Genomic DNA, 19958 nt, shown 5'->3' on the forward strand with positions numbered 1-19958 from the left:
ATATGAGAATTGAACGTCTTGAGCCTCTGTGGCCCAATAGTAAGAAAGGTTGTATGGCTCTCGCTTTTGATCTCGATGGCCCTACAGGGGACGCCATGCTTAATCACTCAATATGGTGTAATCCAGAATATTTTTCCTTTGGGGGCTACGGCCCCTTCAGAGCACTTGGCCGATTACTCGATCTACTCGATGACTTCACCCTTCCTGCAACTTTTTTTGTTCCGGCATGGGTCATTAAGACTTGGCCAAACCAGTGCAAAGAGATTGTTGAAAGAGGCCACGAGATCGGCTATCACGGCTATAAGCATGAATCATTTTTCACCCTTGATCGAGAACAGCAGTTCAGAGTCATGGAGAAATCACAACACATCTTTTGGAAATATCTTGGTCAGCAAGCAAAAGGGTTTAGAACACCATCGGGAGACTGGCACAAAGACACATTATCTATCTTATCTGACTTTGGTGTAATTTACTCAAGTAGCATGCGTGGGGATGATAGGCCATATCTCATTCATCTCAATAACAACCATCCATTAGTGGAATTACCTGGGAAATGGGAGCTCGATGATTATTCATCCATTGCCTATACCCGAAACCCCAACTTCCCTGCGGGTTTGGATAGAACTGCCAGTTACAGGCTGACGCTAGAGAACTGGTGTTTTGAGTTTGATGGTGCAATGGATGAAGGGCTATTTCTAACCACCCTATTCCACCCTAAAATCATTGGAAAACCTGGCCGACTTATCATTCTTGAAAAGTACTTTGAGCATATATGCGGTAGAAATGACGTATGGTTCGCCAAAGGAAAAAATGTAGCAGAGTGGGTTCTCAAGGCAAGAGGATATAACAATGAAAGGTAAATCCTTTTGGCCCTACAAAAAAAAATGCGCTGTCATTATCACCGTAGACTATCATGATATTGAAGGTGCTCTCACGCAATACCCTCAATTAAAGGGAAGAGAAAAATCCCTTTCCGTCTGGCGTTACGGTTCCCTAAGGGGTGTCGACAGGCTATTAAATCTACTTAATGAAAAAGATATCAAATCGACTTGGTGTATTCCCTCCAGTGTTGCAAAGAAACACTCTAACCATATTTACCACCTAATTGAGAGTGGACATGAAGTCGCCTGCTCCGGTGCTAAGCATGAAGACTATTCAAACTTATCACTCAAAGGGCAGATTGCAAATTTACAGACAGGAGTAAAAGAGCTAACTAACATCATGGGGAGAAGGCCTGAAGGTTTTCGTATACCAGCAGGACATTGGCAGCAAGGCTTTGTCAATGCATTACATGATGAGGGAATAACATGGTCTTCTTCATGGAGAGGAGATGACATTCCGTTCTTCCATGTAGAAAAGCCCATTATAGAAACCCCCTTACATTATGAACTTGAAGATGCTCCTTACTTTGCATTTAATCTTAGCCCTGCTGTTCCAGTTGGACAATCACGAATTGCTTCATACTCTGAAACACTGGAAAACATGAAGCTCGACTTTGAGGGATTCTATCGACTTGGGCTATGCTATGTATTGAGGCTTCACCCCGAAATTATTGGTACCGCTGGTCGAATCCAGCTATTATCATCACTGATTGATTTCATTCAGTCAAAATCTGGCGTCTGGATAACAACAGCATCGGATATTGCTCGCTGGTGGCAAACCCAGCCTTCAAACACTCAAGACCATCCTGCCAATATTTACTTTAAATATGTTAAGAAACACAGTCACAACCACTTTTAAATCCAACAACACTCCTAGCTTATCTCAAAAACACATATTACATAACCACTTCTGGATAAAAAGATGAAAGCAATCAAGCGACATAGCCTGGCCACTATAACAGGACTAATATCAGCGATAATAGTTTCACTGTCTCAGCCCATGAATTCCAGTATAAAATAAAATTCAACTCGGAGAGTGAATAAAACATGACTCAACTGGCCTGTCAGGCAATGCTAGATTTGGCAGCAGCTATTTGACTAGCTACCGTTCATTACCGACCCGGGAAACAATACGCTCAAGCCCGGCTGGTATACCTGAGTATCATCCACTGCTGTTCACCAACTTGAAGAAAACCGGGCAGCAACATGCACTACCTGAAAATGGTTGCCAAGCGACTGGGCATCAGCCAATCCAGCGTGGTACGCAGGCTACAGCGTTATGGGATTAAAATCACCGTGTAAATTTTTCGCTTGACACAGAATCGCCACATAAGTGTCATACAACGGCAACACCTTCAACGCAAGCTGACCCAATAACAACCAACAGCCGGTGATGAGTGTTATGAGCCAATCGCGTATCCGCCTGGAACGCGTCACCAAACGTTGGGACGCGACCATGGCTGTCGATGATATCTCCTTCGACGTAACCCCCGGCCAGTTTGTCATTCTGCTAGGGCCCTCAGGTTGTGGTAAATCCACCACGCTGCGCATGATCGCAGGTTTGGAAGAGGCGACCAGCGGGCAAATCCATATTGGTGGGCGCGATGTCACGCGCCTGCCGCCCGGCGATCGTGGGCTGAGCATGGTGTTTCAGTCCTATGCGCTGTTTCCACACCTTAGTGTTGCCGACAACATTGTGTTCGGTTTACGCAGCCGAAAGGTGCCCAGGCAGGAACAACGCCAACGGTTAGCCAAGGTGGCCGAATTGGTTGACCTCACCGCCTATCTGGACCGCAAGCCTGCCCAGCTTTCCGGTGGTCAGCGCCAACGGGTGGCCCTGGCCCGTGCCGTTATTTCCGAACACCCTATCTGCTTGATGGATGAACCGCTTTCCAATCTGGATGCGCGGCTACGCAGCGATATGCGGCGGGAAATCAAAGCTCTGCAAAGCCGCCTGAACATGACAGTGGTCTATGTTACCCACGACCAGGTGGAAGCCATGAGCATGGGCGACCGCGTCATCCTGATGCAGCACGGCACTATCGTTCAGGACGGCACACCCGATGAGCTGTATAACCGTCCGGCCAGTGCCTTTGCCGCGAGTTTTATCGGCAGCCCCGCGATGAACCTGCTGCCCTTGGCAGCGGGCGAACAGGGAGCGGTTATTCAGGGGGAGCCAACGCCCCCCGTAGCGCCACTCAATGCTGCCGGAGGGCAGCTGGGTGTTCGCCCGGAAGATATTGAACTTCGCCCCGCATCTGCATTTGGTGTCTTGGCTCGCGTTCTTAGTGAGGAGTACCTGGGGGCCGACACTATCGTGCACTTAGCCATCGGCGAACATACCCTGCGGGCACGCTTAACGGGCAAACATGCGCTGGCAGGCCAGCAGTGCCGTATCGGCTGGCCCACTAAGGCCGCCCACCTGTTCGATGCCAACGGACGGCGCCGTGACGACCTGACTCCGTACTCCCTGGATCTCCCCGGTGCAGAATCCCAGCTAAGTTCTCCGCTGTCAGGTTCGTCTCAAACTTCCCTGCTTGCCCCCCAGCTCTACCCCCAACATTGAGGAGTTTCCCATGCGTGTTCGCATTCCGTTTTCCCTTTCCGCACTGGCTGCGGGCCTGCTGAGTGCAGGTTATGCCTCTGCCAGCGATCCTGTCGAGCTAACCATGTACTACCCGGTGTCGGTAGGTGGCGCGCTAACCGACGTGATCGATCAGTTGGTTAATGAATTCGAGAGTGAGCATCCGGATATTGCGGTGGAAGCGATCTACGCCGGTAACTACGATGACACGCGGGTGCGGGCCATGTCGGCGATTGAGGCCGGTGATACGCCTCAGCTGTCGGTACTGTTTTCCATCGATCTCTACGAGTTAATAGAGCAAAACGCCATTGTGGCGTTTGACGATATTATTGAAACCGATGAAGAGCGCGAGTGGCTGGACAGCTTTTATCCTGGCCTGATGGAAAACGGGCAACTGGATGGCAAAACCTATGGTATCCCCTTCCAGCGCTCCACCATCGTACTGTTTTGGAATAAAGACGCCTTTGCAGCCGCAGGGTTAGACCCCGAAACACCACCAGAAAACTGGCAGGAGATGGCGGAAATGGCCGCCACCGTGCGGGAAGTTTCCGGCGGCGATCAGTGGGGCGTGATGGTGCCCTCTACCGGTTATCCCTACTGGATGTTCCAGGCCTTCGCCTTCCAGAATGGCCACCGCCTGATGAGCGAAGATGGCACAGAGGTTTATTTTGATGACCCCGCCGCTATCGAAGCACTCGAATACTGGGTATCACTCACCGCAGAACATAACGCCATGCCGGATGGCACCATTGAGTGGGGTACGCTGCGCCAGAACTTCATCGAGCAGTCCACTGCCATGATGTGGCATACCACCGGCAATCTGACCGCCGTGCGTAATGAGGCGGATTTTGAGTTTGGTGTTGCCATGCTGCCGATGAACACCCAACGAGGCAGCCCCACTGGCGGCGGCAACTTCTATATCTTCGATGATACGAGCGAAGAGGAGCAGCGCGCCGCCATGACCTTTATCCGCTGGATGACCGACCCCGAACGCGCGGCAGCCTGGTCGATTAAAACCGGCTATATGGGGGTCAGCCCTGCTGCTTATGAAACCGACGCGCTACAAAGCTATGTTGAGGAGTTCGCACCTGCGGCAGTGGCCCGCGATCAACTTGAGCACGGTACTGCTGAGCTCTCCACCTACCAGGGGGGACGCGTACGTCGTGCGCTGGATAACGCGGTGCAAGCCGCGCTAACGGGGCAATTGTCACCGGAAGAAGCTCTTACACAAGCCCAGCGGGAGGCGGAAGGCGTGCTACGCCGCTATGCTCGTTAACCGTTAGCACTTGCAAAGTTTGCCGGGGCTCGCCCCGGCTTTTCCAACCTGCGGTATGTATCCATGACCCTAACAGCCCACCGCAAAATGCAGCTTTATGGCACGCTGCTATTGCTTCCCGCAGCGATACTGCTGACCACCTTTGCCTACCTGCCAACCATTACTACGGTGATCAACAGCCTGTTTTTGCCTGGTTTTCGCGGCGCGCCAGCCGAGTTTGTGGGAGTTGAAAACTATCAGGTGCTATTCGATGACCCGACGTTTTGGAAGGTAGCCCGCAACAACCTGATCTATGCGCTGGGCACGATCCCTACCTCTATCGCGTTGGCATTGGTCATGGCGCTGTTTGTGAATGGAAAACTACGTGGGCGCGGCTTTGTACGCATGGCGTATTTCACGCCGACCATTCTGCCGATGATTGCTGCGGCCAATATCTGGATGTTTTTTTACGCGCCCCAGATTGGTTTGTTTAACAAGCTGCTTGGCGCGCTGGGGCTCTCTGGCATTAACTGGCTGGGCGACCCCAGCGTGGCATTAGGGTCGGTCATTGTGATGTCGGTATGGAAGGAAGCCGGTTTCTTTATGATCTTTTATCTGGCCGCTCTGCAGGGCATCCCACCAGAGCTTAAGGAAGCGTCAGACCTTGAAGGCACCAGCCGTTGGAGTTTCTTTTGGCGGGTCACCTTCCCGCTGCTGATGCCCACCACGCTGTTCGTACTTATCAACGCCTTGATCAATGCCGTTCGGGTAGTGGATCACTTGTTTATTCTGACCAAAGGCGGCCCCAATAATGCAACCAACCTGCTGTTGTATTACGTCTATGAAAATGCGTTTTCGTTCTTCGACCGCACCATGGCCGCGACCATTACCGTTGTGATTCTGCTGGTATTAGCGGTGGTCGCCACGCTGAAGTTCACGATTCTTGACCGCAGGACGCACTACCAATGAGCTTAAACACAGCACACTCACCTGCCAGGAACGCAGCACCGTATACGCCCCGCTCTCGTTACTTCGCCGTACCGTCACTGGAAACGATAGCCGCCTGGTTACTGGCTTTGATCTGGATTTTCCCGTTGCTCTACGCGCTCTGGGCAGCGTTTCATCCCCCCGCCTATATGGTGCGCTTTGAGTTGTTTGCCCCCCTCACGCTGGATAATTTTGCTACCGCCTGGGCACAGGCACCCTTTGCCCGTTACTACCTGAACACCTTTGCTCTGGTAACTGGCGTTGTGTTCGCCCAGTTCGTGGTCTGCACCTTGGCAGCCTTTGCCTTTGCCCGCTTTCCTATCCCAGGTAAAAACGTGCTGTTTATGCTGGTGCTGATTCAGCTGTTTGTGTTTCCCGAAGTACTGATCGTCGAAAACTACCGTATCGCCAGCGAGCTGGGTTTGATCAACACCATTACCGGTATCGGGCTGCCCTATGTCGCCAGTGCGTTCGGTATTTTCCTGCTCCGCCAGACCTTCAAAACCATTCCACGGGAATTGGAAGATGCGGCCCGGATTGAGGGCTGCAACTGGCTGGAAATTCTCTGGAGGGTCTACGTGCCGCTGGCCAAGCCCACCTATCTTGCCTATGGGCTGGTCTCAATCAGCCATCATTGGAACAACTTCCTTTGGCCACTGGTGGTTACCAACTCGGTAGAAAGCCGACCGTTAACCGTTGGGCTGGGGATATTCTCTGCACCGGAAACCGGTGTGAACTGGGCAACCGTTAGCGCAGCGACACTGTTAAGCATCGCCCCACTGCTGATCGCCTTTCTGCTTTTCCAGCGCCAGTTTGTGCAGTCGTTTTTACGGGCAGGGATTCGGTAACGTTAACCAGCAGCAACCACCTGGGGATGGTCGCTGCCGTTAACCTAATCACTACGTTAACAGTCAACCTCCCCTACCATTTTCGGCCCTGCACGATGCCGTTCAATATCTTCAAGCACCCTTTTAAATAAACCGCATATCACGTCTCCCGGTTATCACCCCAGCGCTTCACTTAGGCATAAGGCCGTTGCCGGACCATCGTCATCAGCATCACCAGGGCAAAGGAGGCGGCTGTCAGTAAGGTGCTTATCGCGGCAATTGTCGGGTCGATTTCATCACGCAGAGCGGTGAACATGCGTACCGTAAGGGTCTGGTTCTGTCCTCCGGCAATAAATAGTGCCACCATGGTTTCATCCAGCGCCTGAATAAACGCAAAGATTGCCCCCGTCACGATGCTCGGCTTAATCTGCGGCATGGTTACCAGCATAAAACTACGAAAACGGTTCATACCCAAGCTTCTAGCTACCATTTCCTGGGTTTGGTCAAAGCCATGTAATCCCGCCGTCACCGCCGTCACCACATAGGGCAGTGCCAGCATCACATCGGCCATCACCAATCCCGGAATAGTGTGTAGCATGCCTGCGAAGGCATATATAAAAAACACCCCTGCGGCCACGATAATGATGGGCACTATTAACGGCAGCAGCAGGACGATTTTCAGATAACGCATACTCCAGTGGGATGAACAGTGAATGGCATAGGCTGCGGCAACGCCCACAGGCGTTGCAATCAACATGGTCGCCAATGCGACGGTCAGGCTTGTCCTGGCTGCTGACATCCAGGCTGGATTGTTGAAAAAAGCATCGTACCAACGTATCGAATAGCCAGTGGGAGGGAACGACAAAAAACGACTATCCGAGAAAGACATGGGAATAACAATCAACACCGGCACAATCAGAAACAGCAATACCAGTACGACATAACTGATAAACAGAGCACGGCTGAGAGAGAGTTTATATGTCATCATTTCGTCCCTAATATTCTCTCAAGCGAGATCAGTCGACTGACGACATAGAAAATCACCAGTACACACATCAATAACACAACGCTTACCGCACTCGCCGCCCCCCAGTCGCTATATAGCTGAATATTCCGACTCACTAACATGGAAGCCATCACGGTACGGCCTCCGCCCATCAACTCGGGAGTAATATAAAAGCCCAGACACAATACGAAGACCAGCGTTACACCCGCCAGCACACCACTAAGAGACAAAGGAAAGAAAACCCACCGGAATACATGTAGAGGGCTGGCTCCCAGACTGGCACCCGCCATTAGAAGATCACGCGGAATCTTTTGCATGGTGGCATAGAGTGGCAACACCATGAAAGGCAGTAAAATATGCACAGTTGCTATGATAGTCCCCAGCTCATTATGTACCAGAGAGAGTGGCGCACTGGTTAAGCCAACTCCCATGAGTGCCTCGTTAACGACACCTGAGCGCTGAAGTAAGATTAACCACGCATAGGCCCTCACCAATACACTTGTCCAAAACGGCAGAATCACGATTGCCAGTATCACAATTGCCCAGCGCTTCGGTAATACCGTCGCGGCATAAGCAAGGGGATAACCCATTAAGAATGCTAATAACGTAACAACAAAGCTGATACGAAAAGTAAGTAAAAACGTATTCCAATACACTCTTTCCGTAAAAATCCGCCGGTAGTGCTCTAGACTGACACCATCGCCAACATAAAAAGATTGAATGATTAACCAGGCTAAAGGCACTATTAGTAAAAGGAAAACAATCAACACGGCAGGAGACATTAAGATAAACATCAACATATGTTCGCGGCGTCGATAGCGTAAAGAGGCATCCCGGCTATTGCCCAAAGCGTTATGCTCAGCTAGTGCGGTTGATTTCACGTCTGTTCTCCTGGCAACCACTGGATAGGAAAAGCGCCATGCCGCCCAACCAGGTGGGCGGCAATCGAGCTATCATTGCTGCATGAAATCCAACCAACGTCGTTCAGCATCCTCTCCAGCAGACGACGACCACCACTCGTAAGACATCAGTACCTGACGCTCAGCATTATCAGGAAAACTGGGTAGTTCTCTGGACCGCTCCTCAGATATCTTGCCAGTGTCAAAGGCAGCGGGATTACCCGGCCCATAATCAATATAAAGCGGCAAATTCGCCTGATATTCAGGATCAATAGCGGCATTAATGAAATCAGTCGCGGTATCCAGGTTACGCGAGCCCTTGATAATACACAGGTGGGTGTTTTGCAGAATTCCCTCGTTATAGGTGAAATCAGCGCGCGCACCTTCATTCATGATGGCGCTCACCCGACCATTCCACATCATCAACATATCGACTTCTCCATCATAGAGAAGCTGGGCAGACTGCCCTCCGGACGTCCACCAGGTAGTGATATGCGGCTTGATCTCTTCCAGCTTGTTAAAAGCGCGATCAACATCCAGTGGATAAAGCGCTTCCGGTGCGACGCCATCCGCCAATAACGCCGCCTCCAGGGTTCCTAACGGGTGATTACGCAATGAACGGTTGCCGGGAAACGCGTCAACATCCCAGAAATCCGCCCAGCTTTGGGGGGGATTATCGTCAAATACCTCAGGGTTATACGCCAACACGCTGGAATAAAACTCATAGGCAACTGAGTACGGGGTTTTATACTCATCGGGCATGGACTCTGCGTTCGGAACTCGGCTGAAATCAAGAGGTTCTATCAGGCCTTGATTACCTCCACGAACACAGTTCAGGGGTGGGGTATCGATGACATCCCAGACTGCTTGTCCGGTTGTGCCCTGGGTACGAATCATCGGCCAGGCATCAGGCGCACTGTCCTGATGGATGGTAATCCCCAACGCTTCGGCCACGGGGTCTAGAATTGCCGCAGTCTGGGCCTCCTGATAGGCTCCGCCCTGAGAAACGAAAGTGATCTGACCATTCGCAAGCACCTGATTAATACCCAGCGCACTGACGGCTGTTAATGTGGTTCCAAGAAGGGTTTTGAGACGACAGTACTGTTTCATTCTGCTTCTCCTCTGCTGTGTCAATTTGATTAGCGCTGTATCAGCGCCCAATGGCATCAAGAAATTGATACCACCCCGCCACCACCCGAATGCCAGCTTCGCGCAGAGGGTATAGAGGTACAGGTCTGAAACGTCCCCCCTCAAGCAGAGCCACATCTGGGTTACTACCTAACGCAAAATCAGCTGCTAATTGGCCCATTAACGTGGACATCGCCACGCCCGCCCCGTTATAGCCAGCAGCAAAGCTGACCCGTTCATTCAGGCGACCAACATGAGGCAATGCATCCAGTGTCATGGCCACATGACCAGACCAGCGATAATCAATACGGGTATCAGCCAACTCAGGAAACATCTCCACCATGGCCCGCTGTAAGGCATTAAATGCCGCCGCTGAATCATGCTTTCCAAAAGCACCACGTCCTCCGAAGACGAAACGACGATCTGCCTTACGGAACCAGCGCATCATGCGGCGTGTTTCACCGTAATGCCGGTCATTTACCAACAGTCGTTGTTGCAGTGACTCAGCAAGCGGTTCTGTTGCAATAATGGAGCTGCGGAAGGGAATCACGCGGCGTTTGATCTTTTGGCTCACCGGGCTGATACCGGAATAGGCGTTGGTCGCCAAAATCAGTTGGTCAGCTTGAATCTTGCCATATGGGGTATATACACAAATCTTGTGGTTACGCTGCTCTACACGTAACGCGGGTGTTCGCTCAAAGAGGGTGTCTGGATAACGTTTATTGATCTCCCGAGCCAGGCCACACACAAATTGATATGGCAACAACGTACCTACCCCTGGCGATATAACACCACCTACAAAGGAGCGGGAGCCTGTTTCAATAGCGACTTCGTGGGCATCCAGCAAGCGCCCGGCATCCTCACCAAGCTCCTGACGCATCCAGGCCAGCTCCTCCTTAAGTGCTGCGTAAGCACGGCCGTTATGAGCACAGCGGATACCTCCATTGAGTGTTAACTCAGCCTCGACAAGTCCATAGTCGAGGATGAGTTCCTGCACAAATGCCACAGCCTCATGGCTGAGCCGATACATTGCCTTCGCTACCTGAATGCCATGCTCACGGGCCATCTGCGAGTATGCAATACGATACTTGGCCGACACGACCCCACCATTACGGCCACTAGCACCCCACCCTATGGTATTGGCTTCAACAACAAGGGGTTGAAGCCCACGCCTTGCCACGCTATGAGCTGCCGCCAAGCCGGTATAACCACCGCCAATAATAACCACATCCGCTTTTCGATCAGCATCCAGCTGGGGAAAACGTGTGGCATCTCCAGACATGGCCTTCCAAAGTGTCGCGGTGGCACCTTCGGCTTGCGGCATGTTCATCTCAGCTACCCTCCACCGCATCTGCCAGTGCTTTCAGGGTAGGAAAGTGGAAAGCAGGCTTAACCACTTGTTTTGGTTCAGGAGTACCACCAAAGCCGGGGAGCCCTTGGCGACGTTCAATCCAGCAGGTGGTGTAACCCAGCTCCGTGGCAACCCCTATATCGTGATACTGGCTTTGCGCAACATGCAGAATCTCTGAGTACTTATAACCATGGGCGGCTTGTCTGCCCCGGTTGTAGGCAAAAAACTGTGGGTCTGGTTTCGCAACTCCCGTGTCATCGCAGGTTACACTGTCATCAAACGGCTCCTGGAGCGTATGTGAATAACAGGAAAAGGCGGTGCGATCGGCATTTGTCATGGCAACCAGCCGGTAGTGCCTGCGAAGCCGCTTGAGTGCAGCCACCGAATCCTCGAATGCTGGCCAGCGGAGTACCGCCATTTGAAAGGCATCCGCAGAGGCTTTATCAGTTATTAGCGAAAGCTCTTCCGCTAGCGCTAGATAGACATCGGCCATGGCACTGCTCGAACGCCCGGGAAAGCGCTCACGCCCACGCTTGTAAGCTTCGAAAATGACCGTATCGCTGAGATCCTGGGCCTTACTGCCCCCGATGCGGCGAACACCGTCAAGTACGCCCTTCTCAAAATCAATCAGTGTGCCTACGACGTCGAACGTCAGCACTTTGAAGCTGGAAAGTTCCATCCGTGCATAACTCCTGTTACGTGCTCTCTAAGGTAGTGTTAAGCGACGTTGGTCGCGGGTTCTCGACAGCCAGTATTGGGCACAATAATGGTGTCTTCTGGATGCAGGGCCACAGTCAGGTTTTCGCCAATAGGTGGGATTTTCTGATATGCCAGATGATGGCTGGGCTGGCGTAAACTAATCGTGGCCCCATCCTCCATGTCTAAAAATACTCTTATGCTATCCCCCTGATAGACGACCTCACGCACCCGACAATGGAGCCGGTTCATATCGGGGTCATGCCGCTCGTCATGGACGAGTAATTTTTCGATCTGGATGGCTAACAGTAAATCTGGGTGGGTTGGTACAGGCCTGGTTGAGTGAAGAATGACATCCCCAAGTTTTACGCTATAAGTATCAGAGCGAACGACAGGCAGTAGCGTAGAGTCACCGATAAAGCTAGCAACAAAGGAGTCTTTGGGATCGCTACTCAGTACTTCAGGTGTGTCGATCTGCACCAGTTTGCCATCTTTTAGAATGGCAACCCGGTCACTCATGGTCAGCGCTTCACGCTGGTCATGAGTCACATAGATAATGGTGGCTCCAAGTTTGCGATGCAGTTGCCGCAATTCAATCTGCATGGTTTCCCGCAGTTGCTTGTCCAGTGCAGATAAGGGTTCATCCATGAGAATTAATTTAGGATCAAACACCATCGCCCTGGCCAAAGCGACCCGTTGGCGCTGCCCACCCGATAACTGGGAAATACCACGATCCTGATATCCCTCAAGTTCAACCATCGCCAGCGCTTTACTTACCCGTTCTGGCCACGTCGCTTTCGGTAAACGACGCGCACGCAGGGGAAACGCTACATTTTCACCAACACTCATATGAGGAAACAGTGCATAACTCTGAAACACGATCCCTATATTTCGTTTATGGGGAGGCATATAAGTCATGTCCTGACTACCCACCCATACCGCTCCAGATGTCGGCGTTACAAAACCACCTAATGCTCCAAGTAACGTAGTTTTTCCCGAACCTGATGGCCCTAATAGTGAAACAAACTCTCCAGGCTCAATATCTAAGGTTATATCGTCAAGCGCCATCGTATTACCATAGCGTTTACTTACTGAACGAATGGAAACCCCGACACTATCGTTTTTATCCATAAGATTTCTCGCCTTATTATTTCCATGCCGTTATTTACGATTCAGTACAACAGAAGCTTTACAACACAGCAATTGCGAAATTCTTGGATCTGACATAACTTAAAGTTATGCCAAAACTACGTCGTCAACTGCCCAGCGCTAATGCTCTCTTCGTTTTCGAAGCGGCTGCCCGCTGTGGTAATTTCACTAAAGCCGCCGCCGAGCTGGGTGTTACCCAGCCGGCGGTCAGCCGTATGTTGTCGCAGCTGGAAGAGTATTTAGAAGCCAAACTGTTCTTGCGAACCCCCAGTGGTACTGTGCTGACAGAAAACGGTGAGATCCTTTACCAGGGAGTGACGGATGGCTTTCGTCATATTGAAGCCTCCATTCAGGAAATACGTGCTCGCAGAACAGGCATGGAAACCGTAACGCTGTCGGTTTCCACGGCGTTTACTACCCATTGGCTGATGCCAAAAATGCACCGCTTACATGCACAATTTCCCTCTCTGGATCTACGCTTCCAGTTAATTTCAGGATCAGTTAAAGGCTCAGTGGAAGATGTTGATTTAGGAGTACGCTTTGTATCAGGTGAAGATCTTCATCACCAGGCAACACTTGTTTTACCAGAAACACTATTGCCAGTGTGCAGCCCCACTTATTTCAAAGACATTCTAAGCAGCTCTAAAAACTCACATGAAAACACCTTAATTGGCCTTAGCGACAGTCAGGTGGATTGGTTTAAACACTTTCCGAATCTACAGAATGAAACGCGGTCAGATGCTCACTCACTGATATTTTCAGATTACGCTGTAGTATTACAGGCTGCTTTACTCGGCCAAGGTATCGCCATGGGGTGGCTAAATGTGGTTTGCCACTGGCTGAACAGCGGCTCTTTGGTTCCTGCCGCCTTCCCTGCAGTCACTACTGGGCGGCTCTGCCACCTGATTCATACGCGTAAAAAACCTCTCAGCTCAGCGGCTGGCGAAGTGCGTGACTGGATTGTCGAAGAAACCCGGCAGGATATCGATAAAGTTACCAAACACTACCCAGAATTAAATATAGAGCACCTAATTCGAGCATAATAACCGCTGGCCTGATTTTATTTTATTGAGCACTTACAGAGTTTAATAAAGTTACTAAAAACTATTTTCAGCATTATGTTTTAAAACTCCATAACACCTGTACTATAGCGATTTAAACAGCACCAAGAGTAGGCTTACGCCCCTGGCAGTGTGCCCCCCTGGCAATGGCAGCGGCATCAAACACACCGGTATCCAATATCCAGGCAGTCACGAGTTCAGCAGGCGTAACATCAAACGCAGGGTTCCAAACGGGCGCGTTCTCTGGCGCCCACATCACCTTACCAAACGCCCCGGCAGCACCGTGTATTTCAGCAGCATCGCGCTGTTCAATGGGAATATCCCCGCCGGTGACACACTCTGGGTCTACCGTGGTGTAAGGCGCCACCACATAAAAAGGGATCTGGTGGTAATGGGCCACCACTGCAAGCATGTAGGTGCCCACCTTGTTGGCAAAATCACCGTTGGCGCAGATACGGTCGGCACCCACCATGACTTTATCCACCTTGCCTGCCGCCATCAGGCTTGCCGCCATACTGTCGGCTATCAGTTGGTAGGAAATGCCCAGATCTGCCATTTCCCAGGCGGTTAAGCGGCCGCCTTGCAATAACGGGCGGGTTTCATCTACATACACGTGTAGATCAACGCCACGCTGCCGGGCCACCGCCAACGCGCCAATCGCGGTACCTACCCCCGCGGTAGCCAGCGCGCCGGTGTTGCAATGGGTGAGCACACGGTCTCCCGGTTTCAATAGGTCAGCGCCTCGCTCGGCCATGCGCTGGCACAGCGCGCGGTCCTCTTCAAACAGCGCCGCTGCACGCTCGCCCAGGGCGTTGGCACCCTCTTCAAAGCAAGCTTCCATCGCATCCAGGCAGTACATTAGATTTACGGCTGTCGGGCGCGTAGCACGTAAGCGATCGCTCACCAGCTGCCAATCTTCATTAGGGTGGCGCGCGGCATACTGCGCCAGCACAAACGCAGCACTCAGGCCAATCAATGGTGCACCACGAATCGCCAGATCTTTTACTGCACTCTGCCACGCCCAAGGAGAGTCACAGCGCACCCACTGCTCCGTTTGCGGCAGTTGGGTTTGATCCAAGTACTCAAGATGGTCGGCATAGACCCGCAAACTGCGTGATTGTAGATGAGGCATCAATGGACTCCTTACGCACCTGGGCAGCTTCACTATAGAGGTAGTTTCACAACAGCGCGGCTTATCAGGCGCAAAGCTTATCATATAGAATGGCTGCCACCAGAAGAGGCGACGCTGATCCGATGATGACTCTACAAACTGAACTGCTGGCCGCGATTTCCTGGGCGGCGCAGCGGGGCTGGACACCCGCCACTGGCGGTAACTTTTCCTCTCGTACCGAAGCTGGCTATTTGGTCACCGCCTCTGGCCGGGATAAAACCCGCATTCAGGCGGATGACCTGTTGCTGTGTGACCTGGATGGCAAGGTGCTTGAAGGCAACGGCAAGCCTAGCGCGGAAAGCGATCTTCACGCCGCGCTTTATCGGCTAGACCCGACCATTAACTGCGTGCTACACACTCACACCGTGGCCAGCACGGTGCTGTCGCGGCGCTTTCCAGAGGGCATTGAGCTAAGCGGCTTTGAAATGCAAAAAGCGCTGGCGGGTAACGTCACTCACGACGCTACCATCCATTTGCCTGTGGTGCCCAATTCCCAAGATATGAAGGAGTTAGCCGAACACGTTCATCGAGGCTGGCCGATGCCCTGGGGCTTTTTGGTCGCGGGGCATGGTATTTACGCGCTGGGCGACAGTATTGCCAGTTGCCGCCGTCACCTGGAAGCTATTGAGTTTTTACTTGCCTGTGTACTGGAAGAGAGTCGGTGGTCTAAATGAGTAACCCAACTGTTCGCGCCATTGTGACAGATATCGAAGGTACCACCACGGATATCAACTTCGTGCATAAGGTGTTGTTTCCTTACGCCCATAGCAAGCTGCCTGATTTTCTGCGCGCCAATGCCAGCACCCCAGCCGTTGCCGAACAGCTTAACGCCGTGCGCCATGCAATGGGTTCGCCTGATGCCGCACTGGATGTGGTGATTGATCAATTGCTGCACTGGATTGAGACCGATCAAAAGGTGACGCCACTAAAAGCCTTGCAGGGCATGGTATGGGCCGATGGCTACCAGCGCGGGGACTTTACCGGCCATCTCTATGACGATGTGGCGCCCGTCCTGCGCCAGTGGAAAGCGTCAGGCAAAGCACTTTATGTGTATTCATCGGGCTCCGTACAGGCACAGAAACTGCTGTTCGGGCACAGCGATGAGGGCGACCTGACTCCGCTGTTTAGCGGCTACTTCGACACCCACATTGGTCATAAACGTGACGCCACCTCCTACCAGCGCATCATCGCAGCACTTGACCTATCCCCGGATGCGGTGCTGTTCTTATCCGATGTGGAGGAAGAGTTGGATGCCGCCAGCCAGGCGGGTATGCAAACCCTGCAGTTGGTACGCGAAGGCACTCAGGCAGGCACTACCCATGCTTGTGTGACCCGCTTTGATGAGATTGTCCTGTAACGTTTCGGTCAGTCACCTTCAACAAGGAGAGTCTAGATGTCACAACTGAAAATATTTGCTGATCAAAACCCGAATGATGCCCTCGTCAACACCACCGATGGCGAGCAGATTGCCGCCGAACTGAACCGTGTGGGCGTGGTTTTCGAACGCTGGGCAACCCCTGGGGAAATTGCCGACGAGGCGACCCAGGAAGAGATTTTGGCGCTCTATCAGGGCGACATCGACCGTGTGAAAGCCAAAGGAGGCTATCAGACCGTTGATGTGCTGCATATGGTGCCCACGCACCCGGATAAGGATGCGATGCGCCAAAAGTTTCTCAACGAGCACCGCCATCACGAAGACGAAGTACGCTTTTTTGTAAAAGGCCAGGGGCTGTTCTGTCTGCATATTGATGACAAGGTGTATCAGGTATTGTGCACCCGTAATGACCTGATCAGCGTACCGGCCAATACTCCCCATTGGTTCGATATGGGCCCTGAACCTGAATTCACTGCGCTGCGCTTCTTCGACAACGTGGAAGGTTGGGTGCCACACTGGACCGAAAGCGATATCGCCGGGAAGTTTGATCGCCTGGATCAGCTGTAAATACAGCAAGTAAACGGCCGCGGGTTCAATTCCCGCGACCGGTGGCATCGCTTACAACACCTCTTGCTGGTTATACGCCTTAGCTAGTTCCGTCAGTGCGGTAAGATCACGATAGGCTTCCGGCTCCAGAATCAGCGCCTGGCCCATCAGCACATTGCGCGCTTCAAGCTTGGCACGCAGCGCGGTGTCTTCGATCTCTTCAAAGTCGGCGTTGTGGGCCAACGACAACACTCGGCGATGCATTTCAATACCGCAGTAGGCCAGCGCATCCAGGCGAATCTCTTCGAGTAGCGCATCGCAGGCATCGTCAGCACTGTTACCCTGCTCTTCAAACAGCGCCTTAGGGAACAGAATGCCGGTACGCTCGGTTTGCCACAAGTGGCGGAACTCAGCATCAAAGCGGGTAAAGCATGCTGCGATAACACCTAAAATCCATGTTTGATACTCTTCAAGCGCTTCTTGATTGCGATGGGCTGGCTGACTGAAATAAGCCATAAAGAAGTTCGCCACGGCCATGCCCAGGTCGAATGCCATCGGCCCATACTGGGAGAACTCAGGGTCGATCACCCGAACACTGGATTCAGTGGCCATGATCGAGCCGGAGTGCAAGTCACCGTGCAGCATGGTTTCGGTATTGGCCGTGAACTTCATCAACAACCGCTGTACTTTTGCCTTTAAGCGTGCATTGCGGCGCAGCTCATCCACTACCGGCGAAAGCTCCGGCGTGTGGCGGTTCATTTCCGCCCCGTAGTAAGGGTCAGTAAACACCAGTGACTCAGTGATAGCAGGAATCGCCACATTACCGGAAAACAGCCCTACATCCGCTTTTTTCTCCGGGCTGCTTAAGGAAAGCTCCGAACCACGAAAGGCCATGCGGGCGCAGAATTCACCAATGGTTTCGCCAAGCCGGGAAACCTGCTCGCCATTGATCAGTTTGCGGCGCAGAATCGTATGCGGATGGAGATACTCCATGACAAACAGCGCCTGGGGTTTGTCGAAGTAGTAGACCTCAGGAGCAATACCGGGTGCCCGTTTGGCCTGGCGCACCAACGCATAGTATTCAAAGTGGGCACGATACAAAGGCAACGGCCAGCTCTCGCCCACCATACGAACATAGGGCAGTGCCTGCTTTACCACCACGCTGCCCGTGGTGCCGGTCACGATAAACACCAGATTGAGATTACCGTCGCCAACTTCACGGATATCCCATACGGAGGGGTCGCCCCCCACACGGTCTACCACTTCGTTCACACCACCTAGCCGTTGGGCCAGAGTATCCACATCCAATGCCTGATAGGGCTGCTCGTGTGCCACCGTTAGCTCCTCGCGGAAAATGTTTGCCTGTATGTCATACCGCGATGCGGTTGTAAATAAATAGGTAAACATAATCAACATACTGACTATTGCAGCCTTCGCCGTATCGGGAGAAGCCAATCAAAACACCCTATGGCTGACAACCATACGGGAAGAGCGAACAGCGCTCATAAAAAGTAGAAAATCACACAATAACCCAGCATGGCCAGTACAACGGTGTTTCCAGCATTGGTTTAGGGCGTTAAAATGCCGCCCTTCATCATTCCGGGCACTGCCCAGCATTCCTTTACGGGGCCTCTGCTCAAGGCTACTGCCCCTTCGCGCTATCCTGTGAGGCTCTCGCTATGTCCACACCCAAGGTCGGTTTCGTTTCACTTGGCTGTCCTAAGGCACTGGTCGACTCTGAACGCATCCTAACCCAGCTTCGCACTGATGGTTATGAGATTGTGCCTACCTATGACGATGCCGATGTGGTGGTCGTCAATACCTGTGGTTTTATCGACAGCGCTAAAGCGGAATCCCTGGATGCCATCGGCGAAGCCATCGCTGAAAACGGTAAAGTAATCGTGACAGGCTGCATGGGCGTGGACGAGTCAGTGATACGCGATACACACCCCAATGTGCTGGCCGTCACAGGGCCACAGCAGTATGAGCAGGTAGTTAATGCCGTACACAGCGCCGTCCCTTTTGTCAGCGAGTACGATCATCGTATTGATTTAGTACCTGCCCAAGGTATCAAACTGACGCCTCGCCATTACGCTTATCTGAAGATTTCGGAAGGCTGCAACCACACCTGTAGCTTCTGCATCATTCCTTCCATGCGTGGCAAGCTGGTCAGCCGCCCGGTAGGTGACGTATTGCGTGAGGCAGAAGCGCTGGCCCGCGCGGGAGTCAAGGAGTTACTGGTGATCTCCCAGGATACCAGCGCCTACGGGGTCGATATGCGTTATGCCGAAAACGAGTGGCATGGCCGCCAGGTAAAAACCCGCCTAACCGAGTTGTGTGACGCGCTCTCCGAGCTGGGCATTCGTGTACGCCTGCACTATGTCTACCCTTATCCCCACGTGGATGAGCTGATTCCACTGATGGTCGAGGGCAAAATCCTGCCTTACCTGGATATTCCCTTCCAGCATGCCAGTCCTAAAGTGCTCAAGGCCATGAAACGCCCAGCCTTCGAAGACCGCACGTTGGAGCGCATCAAGCGCTGGCGCGAGCTATGCCCGGAACTGACGATCCGTTCCACCTTTATTGTGGGCTTCCCAGGCGAAACCGAAGAGGATTTCCAATATCTGTTAGATTGGCTGAGTGAAGCACAGCTTGATCGCGTGGGCTGTTTTCAATACTCCCCCGTGGATGGAGCACCCGCCAACGACTTGGGGCTGGAACAGCTGCCTGATGATGTGAAGCAGGAGCGTTGGGAGCGTTTTATGGCTCACCAGCAGGCCATCTCTGCCGCGCGTCTACAGGCCAAGATTGGTAGCCAGATTGAAGTTCTGGTGGATGAAGTTGACGAGGAGGGTGCCATTGGTCGCAGCGAAGCCGATGCACCGGAAATCGATGGCATGGTCTACCTGGATAGCCGCCATGCGTTGCGCCCGGGCGACGTGGTAAGCGCGCAAGTCACCCATGCCGATGAATATGACCTATGGGCGGAGGTGGTCGATACCCCTCAGCCACTGAACTTCGTACAGGCTGGATAAGGCTTAC

20 protein-coding genes are annotated in these 19958 nt (G+C 52.4%); 12 read left to right on the plus strand and 8 right to left on the minus strand.

Translation table 11 applies throughout. The features are described from left to right. Positions 1-2 precede the first annotated feature (2 nt). The 7 genes from HP566_RS13205 to HP566_RS13230 all read left to right on the plus strand — a co-directional run bounded on the left by HP566_RS13205 (position 3) and on the right by HP566_RS13230 (position 6555). Positions 3-860, plus strand: coding sequence for a polysaccharide deacetylase family protein (locus HP566_RS13205; protein ID WP_249977731.1), 858 nt, complete (start codon positions 3-5; stop codon positions 858-860). Further along, positions 850-1740 (plus strand): polysaccharide deacetylase family protein, encoded by an 891-nt coding sequence (locus HP566_RS13210; protein ID WP_249977732.1) that lies wholly within the window; start codon positions 850-852, stop codon positions 1738-1740. The genes HP566_RS13205 and HP566_RS13210 overlap by 11 nt, the downstream gene beginning before the upstream one ends. A 362-nt stretch (positions 1741-2102) precedes the next feature. Further along, positions 2103-2183 carry a hypothetical protein gene (locus HP566_RS21890; protein ID WP_425348199.1) on the plus strand — a complete coding sequence of 27 codons (81 nt, stop codon included), beginning with the start codon at positions 2103-2105 and terminating at the stop codon, positions 2181-2183. Between the two features lie 100 nt (positions 2184-2283). Next, the gene (locus HP566_RS13215; protein ID WP_249977733.1) at positions 2284-3447 is read left to right on the plus strand and encodes an ABC transporter ATP-binding protein; all 1164 of its coding nucleotides are present in this window, start codon (positions 2284-2286) and stop codon (positions 3445-3447) included. A 10-nt stretch (positions 3448-3457) separates the two neighbouring features. After that, the gene (locus HP566_RS13220) at positions 3458-4741 is read left to right on the plus strand and encodes an ABC transporter substrate-binding protein (RefSeq protein WP_249977734.1); all 1284 of its coding nucleotides are present in this window, start codon (positions 3458-3460) and stop codon (positions 4739-4741) included. Positions 4742-4804: 63 nt separating this feature from the next. Further along, on the plus strand, positions 4805-5689 hold the full coding sequence (locus HP566_RS13225) for a carbohydrate ABC transporter permease (protein ID WP_249977735.1): 885 nt from the start codon (positions 4805-4807) through the stop codon (positions 5687-5689). Then, positions 5686-6555, plus strand: a complete 870-nt coding sequence (locus tag HP566_RS13230; protein ID WP_249977736.1) for a carbohydrate ABC transporter permease — start codon at positions 5686-5688, stop codon at positions 6553-6555. The genes HP566_RS13225 and HP566_RS13230 overlap by 4 nt, the downstream gene beginning before the upstream one ends. 172 nt (positions 6556-6727) lie before the next feature. Here HP566_RS13230 and HP566_RS13235 read toward each other — a convergent pair whose 3' ends face one another. From HP566_RS13235 to HP566_RS13260, 6 genes are all read right to left on the minus strand, one after another. Further along, the gene (locus HP566_RS13235) at positions 6728-7519 is read right to left on the minus strand and encodes an ABC transporter permease (RefSeq protein WP_249977737.1); all 792 of its coding nucleotides are present in this window, start codon (positions 7517-7519) and stop codon (positions 6728-6730) included. After that, positions 7519-8421 carry an ABC transporter permease gene (locus HP566_RS13240; RefSeq protein ID WP_249977738.1) on the minus strand — a complete coding sequence of 301 codons (903 nt, stop codon included), beginning with the start codon at positions 8419-8421 and terminating at the stop codon, positions 7519-7521. Before HP566_RS13240 ends, HP566_RS13235 begins: the two co-directional genes overlap by 1 nt. 72 nt (positions 8422-8493) lie before the next feature. Beyond that, complete coding sequence (locus tag HP566_RS13245; RefSeq protein ID WP_249977739.1) at positions 8494-9549, minus strand: ABC transporter substrate-binding protein; 1056 nt, start codon at positions 9547-9549, stop codon at positions 8494-8496. 40 nt (positions 9550-9589) lie between these two features. Beyond that, positions 9590-10897 (minus strand): NAD(P)/FAD-dependent oxidoreductase, encoded by a 1308-nt coding sequence (locus HP566_RS13250; RefSeq protein WP_249977740.1) that lies wholly within the window; start codon positions 10895-10897, stop codon positions 9590-9592. Between the two features lies 1 nt (position 10898). Beyond that, the gene (locus tag HP566_RS13255; protein WP_249977741.1) at positions 10899-11597 is read right to left on the minus strand and encodes an HAD-IA family hydrolase; all 699 of its coding nucleotides are present in this window, start codon (positions 11595-11597) and stop codon (positions 10899-10901) included. A 38-nt stretch (positions 11598-11635) separates the two neighbouring features. After that, positions 11636-12745, minus strand: a complete 1110-nt coding sequence (locus tag HP566_RS13260; RefSeq protein ID WP_249977742.1) for an ABC transporter ATP-binding protein — start codon at positions 12743-12745, stop codon at positions 11636-11638. 107 nt (positions 12746-12852) lie between these two features. Here HP566_RS13260 and HP566_RS13265 point away from each other — a divergent pair, with 107 nt between their 5' ends. Beyond that, positions 12853-13806 (plus strand): LysR family transcriptional regulator, encoded by a 954-nt coding sequence (locus HP566_RS13265; RefSeq protein WP_249977743.1) that lies wholly within the window; start codon positions 12853-12855, stop codon positions 13804-13806. 112 nt (positions 13807-13918) lie between these two features. On the opposite strand, the gene mtnA is transcribed toward HP566_RS13265, so the two are convergent. Then, entirely contained in the window at positions 13919-14956 is a 1038-nt protein-coding gene (gene mtnA, locus HP566_RS13270) for an S-methyl-5-thioribose-1-phosphate isomerase (RefSeq protein WP_249977744.1), read from the minus strand. Positions 14957-15078: 122 nt separating this feature from the next. Here mtnA and HP566_RS13275 point away from each other — a divergent pair, with 122 nt between their 5' ends. From HP566_RS13275 to HP566_RS13285, 3 genes are read left to right on the plus strand one after another with little or no spacing between them, the layout of a single operon-like run. After that, positions 15079-15669 carry a methylthioribulose 1-phosphate dehydratase gene (locus HP566_RS13275; protein ID WP_249977745.1) on the plus strand — a complete coding sequence of 197 codons (591 nt, stop codon included), beginning with the start codon at positions 15079-15081 and terminating at the stop codon, positions 15667-15669. Beyond that, positions 15666-16352 (plus strand): acireductone synthase, encoded by a 687-nt coding sequence (gene mtnC, locus HP566_RS13280; RefSeq protein WP_249977746.1) that lies wholly within the window; start codon positions 15666-15668, stop codon positions 16350-16352. The genes HP566_RS13275 and mtnC overlap by 4 nt, the downstream gene beginning before the upstream one ends. A 36-nt stretch (positions 16353-16388) precedes the next feature. Continuing rightward, positions 16389-16937: a 1,2-dihydroxy-3-keto-5-methylthiopentene dioxygenase gene (locus HP566_RS13285; protein ID WP_249977747.1), complete on the plus strand. Its 549-nt coding sequence runs from the start codon at positions 16389-16391 to the stop codon at positions 16935-16937. A gap of 51 nt (positions 16938-16988) precedes the next feature. Here HP566_RS13285 and mtnK read toward each other — a convergent pair whose 3' ends face one another. Further along, positions 16989-18251: an S-methyl-5-thioribose kinase gene (gene mtnK / locus HP566_RS13290; protein ID WP_249977748.1), complete on the minus strand. Its 1263-nt coding sequence runs from the start codon at positions 18249-18251 to the stop codon at positions 16989-16991. A gap of 344 nt (positions 18252-18595) precedes the next feature. On the opposite strand from mtnK, the gene rimO reads away from it, so the two are divergent. Continuing rightward, positions 18596-19951: a 30S ribosomal protein S12 methylthiotransferase RimO gene (gene rimO / locus HP566_RS13295; protein WP_249977749.1), complete on the plus strand. Its 1356-nt coding sequence runs from the start codon at positions 18596-18598 to the stop codon at positions 19949-19951. Positions 19952-19958 lie beyond the last annotated feature (7 nt).

It is taken from the genome of Vreelandella olivaria (assembly GCF_023507745.1).
Classification (GTDB): domain Bacteria; phylum Pseudomonadota; class Gammaproteobacteria; order Pseudomonadales; family Halomonadaceae; genus Vreelandella; species Vreelandella olivaria_A.